The sequence below is a fragment of the Herbaspirillum sp. WGmk3 genome (assembly GCF_023952535.1).
GTDB classification, from domain to species: Bacteria; Pseudomonadota; Gammaproteobacteria; order Burkholderiales; family Burkholderiaceae_D; genus Herbaspirillum; species Herbaspirillum huttiense.
On record NZ_JAKYWT010000085.1, the window covers coordinates 1 to 263 of the forward strand.

Below are 263 nucleotides of genomic sequence, written 5' to 3' on the forward strand. Positions count from 1 at the left end.
GACGGGTGCGAGTCGGTCAACCTCCGGCCGCACGGCCTGGCCGTACTGCCGGCGTGACGAATCGAGGCGAGTCCGAATTCGTCTCGATCGTTCGATCGAATCCTGCTGTCGCCGAGATACTTCGACGTGCACCGCAGCTCGGGCTCCTCGGCTGGTACCTGACGGCGGGTGGCCTCTTCCAGACTGTGTGGAACAACCTGGCCGGCCGGGACCTGCGTGCGGGAATCCGGGACTACGACTTCTTCTACTTCGACGACTCCGAT

At 64.3% G+C, this 263-nt stretch carries 1 protein-coding gene; it reads left to right on the plus strand.

Annotated elements, in window-relative coordinates:
• The coding region (locus MKD49_RS26045) for a nucleotidyltransferase family protein (RefSeq protein ID WP_256497832.1) at positions 1 to 263 on the plus strand (263 nt) is incomplete at both ends.